Annotated in this window: 6 protein-coding genes; 4 read left to right on the top strand and 2 right to left on the bottom strand. The window is 73.2% G+C overall.

Features of this window, described 5'->3' with window-relative positions:
- Window positions 1–14 precede the first annotated feature (14 nt).
- Window positions 15–746 (bottom strand): ABC transporter permease, encoded by a 732-nt coding sequence (locus C1I98_RS33750; protein ID WP_111171394.1) that lies wholly within the window; start codon window positions 744–746, stop codon window positions 15–17.
- An 11-nt stretch (window positions 747–757) separates the two neighbouring features.
- Window positions 758–1,696, bottom strand: a complete 939-nt coding sequence (locus C1I98_RS33745; RefSeq protein WP_111171393.1) for an ABC transporter ATP-binding protein — start codon at window positions 1,694–1,696, stop codon at window positions 758–760.
- 152 nt (window positions 1,697–1,848) lie between these two features.
- On the opposite strand from C1I98_RS33745, the gene C1I98_RS33740 reads away from it, so the two are divergent.
- The 4 genes from C1I98_RS33740 to C1I98_RS33725 form a co-directional block, all read left to right on the top strand.
- The gene (locus C1I98_RS33740; protein WP_199537420.1) at window positions 1,849–3,399 is read left to right on the top strand and encodes a sensor histidine kinase; all 1,551 of its coding nucleotides are present in this window, start codon (window positions 1,849–1,851) and stop codon (window positions 3,397–3,399) included.
- On the top strand, window positions 3,396–4,967 hold the full coding sequence (locus C1I98_RS33735; RefSeq protein ID WP_146607806.1) for a sensor histidine kinase: 1,572 nt from the start codon (window positions 3,396–3,398) through the stop codon (window positions 4,965–4,967). Before C1I98_RS33740 ends, C1I98_RS33735 begins: the two co-directional genes overlap by 4 nt.
- Window positions 4,964–5,614 carry a response regulator transcription factor gene (locus tag C1I98_RS33730; protein ID WP_111171391.1) on the top strand — a complete coding sequence of 217 codons (651 nt, stop codon included), beginning with the start codon at window positions 4,964–4,966 and terminating at the stop codon, window positions 5,612–5,614. Before C1I98_RS33735 ends, C1I98_RS33730 begins: the two co-directional genes overlap by 4 nt.
- Window positions 5,615–5,713: 99 nt before the next feature.
- The coding region (locus C1I98_RS33725) for a DNA polymerase III subunit beta (RefSeq protein ID WP_267898100.1) at window positions 5,714–6,075 on the top strand (362 nt) is incomplete at its 3' end.

Below are 6,075 nucleotides of genomic sequence, written 5' to 3'. Positions count from 1 at the left end.
CGCCCGCCCCGAGGTCACTCCCACCGGAAGATCCGCACCGCCACCAGGCCCGCCACCAGCAGCGTCACCGCCATCACGACCAGGTTCAGCACCTGCGGCGAGCCGCCCGCCCAGGTGTCCCGCAGCGTCTGCCCGAACGGGGCCACCGGCAGGAAGTCGCCGATCCGCCGCAGCGCCTCCGGCATCACCTCCCTGGGCATCCACATGCCGCTGACGAACAGCAGCGGGAACATCAGCACGTTGCCGACCGCCGGCGCGGCCTTCGCCCCGACCACCGCCGCGATGATCAGCCCGATGGCGAACAGCGAGGCGACGCCGAGCACGAACGAGACCGCGAACCCGGCGACGTTCTTCGGGATCGGCACGTCGTGGACGAGCCAGCCCGCCACGATCATCAGCAGCACGGCGACGACCGCCGTCGCCCCGTTGAGCACCAGTTGTGCCGCCAGCAGCTTCCCCGGATGGACCGGCGTGGTGGACATCCGGCGCAGGATGCCCTTCTCCCGGTAGAGCGCCAGCGCGCCCGGCACGAACACGAACGCGAGCGTCACCACCGCGAGCGCGGTCATCATCGCCGGGAAGTGGTTGTCGATGATCCGCATGCCGCCCAGCTTCGGATCGGGCGTGCGGAAGGTCGGCAGGCTGCCGAGGATCAGCAGCAGGCCGATCGGCAGCAGAATCGCGAAGATCAGCCCCGCCGGCTCGCGGAGCAGCAGTTTGGTCTCTACGGCAAGGATCTTGCGCATGGCGGGTCCCTTCATGAGTCGATCGGCTTGCCGGTCAGGGCGAGGAAGGCGTCGTCCAGCGTGGCGCGGTCGATTCGCAGGTCCAGCGGGGCGACCCGGCGCGCGGCGAGCGTGGTGCTGACCGCGAGTACCAGGCTCGCCGAACCGTCCTGCGAATCGGCCCCCGAGACCGCGAACCGGCTGCCCGACCGGGTCACCCCGGTCACCTCCGGCAGTTCCTTGAGCGCGGTCTCCACCGCGCCGCCGTCGTCGCCGCCCGCGATCCGGAACGTGATCCGCTGGCCCTCGCCGACCCTGGCGACCAGCCCGGCGGGCGTGTCCACGGTGACGATCCGGCCGGAGTCGATCACGGCGAGCCGGTCGCACAGCCGTTCGGCCTCCTCCATGAAGTGCGTGACCAGCACGATCGTCACCCCGGACGCCCGAACCTCCTCGATCAGCCCCCAGGTGTCCCGCCGCGCCTGTGGGTCCAGGCCGGTGGTCAGCTCGTCGAGTACGGCCACGCGCGGGTCGCCGACCAGCGCCAGGGCGATGGACAGGCGCTGCTTCTGGCCGCCGGACAGCTTGGCGAACGGCGTGTTCCGCTTGCCGCCGAGGCCCACCCGGTCCATCAGGGAGACCCAGTCGGCGGGGTGGTCGTAGAAGGACGCGTAAAGGTCGAGCGCCTCGCCGACCTTGAGCTTGTCGGGCAGTACCGCGCTCTGCAACTGCACGCCGAGGCGCTGCTTGAGCGCGGTCTTGTCGCTGTGGGGATCCAGCCCGGCCACGCGGATGTCGCCCCCGTCGGGGGTGCGCAGCCCGGCCAGGCACTCGACCGTGGTGGTCTTGCCCGCGCCGTTGGGCCCGAGGACGCCGAAGATCTCGCCCTCCTCGACGGAGAAGGAGACGCCGTCCACGACCGCCCGCCCCCCGTAGGACTTTCGCAGGTCGCTGACATCGATGATTGCCATACCGACGACGCTATGAACAGGGGCGGCGCGGCGGAATCGGGCTGGACGCCGACCGGGGGTGTGGCTAGGTACACCCTGCTCCGGGGCCTGGGGCCAATACCGCGCCAAGCGGTCGTCACCGAGACTATAAGGACCCCGATGAAGGAGGCTGCGTGGTGGCGGGAGTGGTGGCGGGACACGCCCGCGCGTTCGCGCGGACCACGCTCCTGCTGGCCGGCGCGGTCGTCCAGGCCCTGATGAGCGTGGGGACGATCGTCGCCCTGGTGCTCGCGGTGGGCCAGGGCATGGTCTTCATCTTCGCCCCGCTGGTGCGGACGCACCGGCGGGTCACGGCCCTGGCCCGGCGCAGGGCGCTGGCGTGGTCCGGGGTCGAGATCCCCGAGCCGTACGAGCCGCCGCCCCCGCCGCCGGTGCCCGACGCCGAGGGGTGGTACCGCTCGGACCGGGTGCTCTACAAGACCCCGCGGGTGCCCGCCTTCAACCAGCGCTACAAGTGGCTGCTCGGCGATCCGGCGACCTGGCGGGACATGCTGTGGATCGCCTCCGACAGCGTGGTCGCGGCGGTCGTGGGCCTGCTGCCGCTGTCGCTGGCCGGGTACGGCCTGGCGGTGGCCGTACCGTGGGTCACGCCGGTGCCCTGGCCGGCGGTGTTCGCCGTACCGGCCGGGCTGGCGATGACGCTGGGCGCCTTCATGCTCGCGCCGGTGCTGCTGCGCACGCACGCGGTGTGGTGCTCCTGGCTGCTCGGCTCCACCCCGCGCGCCCGGATCGCCCGGGACATGGGCCGGCTGGCCAGGAGCCGCAGCGACGCGCTCGACGCCCAGAACGCCGAGCTGCGCAGGATCGAACGCGAACTCCACGACGGGGCGCAGGCCAGGCTGGTCGCGGTGGGCATGACCCTCGGGGCCGCGCACGACCTGGTCAGGGCCGATCCCGGGGCGGCCCGCACGCTGCTCGGGCAGGCGCGGTCGGAGTCGGCGGCGGCGCTGGCCGAGATCCGCGGCCTGGTACGCGGCATCCATCCGCCGGTCCTGGCCGAACGCGGCCTCGGCGACGCCGTGCGCGCCCTGGCCCTGGACAGCCCGCTCAACGTGGACGTCGTGGTGGACCTCCAGGTGCGGCCCACCGCCCCGGTCGAGGCCGCGGCCTACTTCGCGGTCAGCGAGTTGCTGGCCGAGGCGGCGCGGGACGAGCGCGCCGAACGCGTGGAGATCGACGTCAGCCCGCGCGGCATGGCGCTGCGGATCACGCTGACCGGGGTGGGCGCGCCCGCGCCCGCCGTGCTGGCCGGGATCGAACGGCGGATCGGCGTGTTCGACGGCGTGGTCGTGGTGGGCCGGGAGGGCGTGGGCCCGCCCATGATCACCATCGAGCTGCCGCAGGCGCTCGCCCACACCACCGAGGGCACGCACCCGAAAATGCCGCTCAGCAAGAGCATTCCGGTGGTCCTGGGCTGGTCGCTGGGATGGTTGCCGCTGTTCCCGCAGGGGTTCGTGGCGGGCGTCAACAAGATCGTCAATCCGGAGAACCGTAGCTGGTTCCTGGCCCTCTACCTGCCCGAGCCGATGCAGTGGCCGTTCATCGGGCTGATGATCATGCTCGGCACGTTCCTGTACGGCATGGCCACGGCGCTGCCGCTGCTGCACTCGCGCGAGCACGGCACCGACGCGTGCGCCCCGGCCTTCACGTATCGGAGGCGGTGAGCGTGCGGCGCGTCTCCCGGGTGCTGTGGCGGCCCCGTGAATACCCGCTCGCGCTGGCCCGCTGCCTCGGGCTGGGCGCGGTGGGCGTCGTGCACGTACTGGTGGCGGCCCTGCTCCTGGTGACGCTGCTGGCGACCGCCACCGGGCTGCTGGCCTTCCTGCTCCTGCCGGCCGTCCGGCTCACCCGGGTGTGGACCGCCCTGGCCCGCAGGCTCGCCCGCGACTGGTCGGGCGTGGAGATCGCGCCGCCGTACCTGCCGAAGCCGCCGCCCGCCGTACGCCAGCCGGACGGCTGGTACCGCGACGGGCGCAACCTCTACCGCACCCCCAGGGTCCCCGACTTCAACCGATGGATGAACTGGCTGCTGCGCGACCCGGCGACCTGGCGGGACATGGCCTGGGTGGTGTCCTACGCGTTCGGCGGGGCGCTGCCGGCGCTGCTGCCGTACGGGCTGGCGGGGTGCGGGTTGGTGCTGGCGTACGGGCTCGGCGCCTCGCCCCTGGCCCTCCTCGCGGTCGCCGGGCCGGTCGCGCTCGGCGTGCTGGCCGCCCCCTGGGTGCTGCGGCTGCACGGCCTGTGGCTGCGCGTGCTGCTGGGGCCCACCGAGCGGTCCCGCCTGGCCCGCCGGGTGCGGCACCTGGCCGAGTCCCGTACCGAGACGGTCGACTCCCAGGCCGCGCAACTGCGCGGGATCGAGCGCGACCTGCACGACGGGGCGCAGGCCCGGCTGGTCGCCATCGGCATGACGCTGGGCGCGGCCGACCACCTGCTGGACTCCGACCCGGCCGCCGCCGAGGCGCTGATCGCCAAGGCCCGCGAGGCGTCGGCGGCGGCGCTGGCCGAGCTGCGCCGGCTGGTACGCGGCATCCGGCCGCCCGTGCTGGCCGAACGCGGCCTGCCCGGGGCGCTGCGCGCGCTGGCCGTGGACAGCCCGCTCGACGTGCGGCTCGACGGCGACCTGCCGGAAGGCGTGCCGGCTCCGATCGAGTCCGCGGTCTACTTCGCGGTCAGCGAGTTGCTGACCAACGCGGCACGGCACGGCGGGGCGGCCCGCGCCACCGTCGCGCTGAGCCACGACGACGCCGGGCTGACCGTGGCCGTCACCGACGACGGGCGCGGCGGGGCCGACCCGGCCAAGGGCAGCGGCCTGCGCGGCATCCGGCGGCGGATCGCGGCCTTCGACGGCACGCTCGCGCTGGACAGCCCGCGGGGCGGCCCGACGACGGCCACGGTGAGCGTTCCGGCCGGGCCGGGGGAGCCGGGGCCGGTCGTGCCGGTGGACCTGGGCGGGCCGCCCCGGTGGCGGCGCTGGCCGGCTCAGGTGTGCCTGTCGGTGTTCGCGCTGCCGCTGTTCCCGCTGGGGGTGGTGTCCATGGTGTACGCGCTGGCGTACGGGCCGGACGTCGTGTGGATCGGCTGGCTGGGGCTGGCCGGGCGGGAGTGGCAGGTCATGATCACCATGGTTCTGGTGGGCATCGGGCTGTTCGCTGTAGGTATGGTGCTGAATGTCCAGAACGTCAGAGCGGCCAGGCGGCCGACGACACCGCAGGCGGAGTTCGTCGAGTGAGAGTCGCCATCGCCGAAGACCTGTACCTGCTGCGGGAAGGGCTCGTCCACCTGCTCCGTGCGCACGGCCTGGACGTCGTGGCCGCCGTCGAGACCGGCCCCGAGCTGCTGAAGGCCCTCACCGGTGACCCTCCCGACGTGGCCATCGTGGACGTACGCCTGCCGCCGACGTTCACCGACGAGGGACTACAGGCCGCCCTGGAGGCCCGCCGCCGCGTCCCCGGGCTGCCGGTGCTCGTCCTGTCCCAGCACGTCGAGCAGCTCTACGCCCGCGAACTGCTGGCCGACGGGTCCGGTTCGGTGGGATATCTGCTGAAGGACCGGGTCTTCGACGCCGCGCAGTTCGTGGACGCGCTGCGCCGGGTGGCGGGCGGCGGTACCGCGATGGACCCCGAGGTCATCGCCAAGCTGCTGGCCAGCAACGCGCGCAGCGCCCCGCTGGGCCGGCTCACTGCGCGCGAGCGGGAGGTCCTCGCGCTGATGGCCGAGGGACGCTCCAACGCGGCCATCGCCCAGCGGCTGTTCCTGAGCGAGAGCGCGGTCGGCAAGCACACGGCGAGCATCTTCGCCAAGTTCGACCTCGCGCCCTCCGACGACGACAACCGCAGGGTCCTCGCCGTCCTGGCCTACCTCAACGCCCAGCCCTGACCTGAGTTCCGCCGTTGACTCCTGCCTTCTGTCGGGGGAAGGGGTTACCTTTCAGGGGGTGTCCAGAGGAAGTTCTGGCGGGGCGAAAGGTGGACCAAGGTGAAGTTCCGGGTGAACCGCGATGTCCTGGCCGAGGCCGTGGCGTGGACCGCCCGGGTGCTGCCCGCCCGGCCGGTGGTGCCCGTGCTCACCGGCATCCTGCTTGAGGCCGGCGAGGAACTGGTGCTGTCGGCGTTCGACTACGAGGTGTCGGCGCGGTGCTCGGTCGAGGCGGAGGTCGCCGAGCCCGGGCGGGTGCTGATCCCCGGCAAGATCCTGGCCGAGATCAGCAAGAGCCTGCCCGACGAGCCGGTGGAGGTCGCCACGTCCGGCGTCGAGGCGGTGCTGACCTGCGGCAGCGCCGAGTTCGCGCTGCTCACCATGCCGGTCGAGGACTTCCCGGCGCTGCCGCAGGTCAGCAC

It is taken from the genome of Spongiactinospora gelatinilytica (assembly GCF_003236385.1).
Taxonomy (GTDB): domain Bacteria; phylum Actinomycetota; class Actinomycetes; order Streptosporangiales; family Streptosporangiaceae; genus Spongiactinospora; species Spongiactinospora gelatinilytica.
Note: the sequence above shows the minus strand (reverse complement) of the source record. Positions and strands in the feature narration are given on the sequence as shown.

What these genes read in the sequence shown, in the direction of transcription:
- C1I98_RS33745 (WP_111171393.1), bottom strand. Translation starts at nt 1,696, where the DNA reads ATGGCAATCATCGATGTCAGCGACCTGCGAAAGTCCTACGGGGGGCGG.
- C1I98_RS33750 (WP_111171394.1), bottom strand. Translation starts at nt 746, where the DNA reads ATGCGCAAGATCCTTGCCGTAGAGACCAAACTGCTGCTCCGCGAGCCG.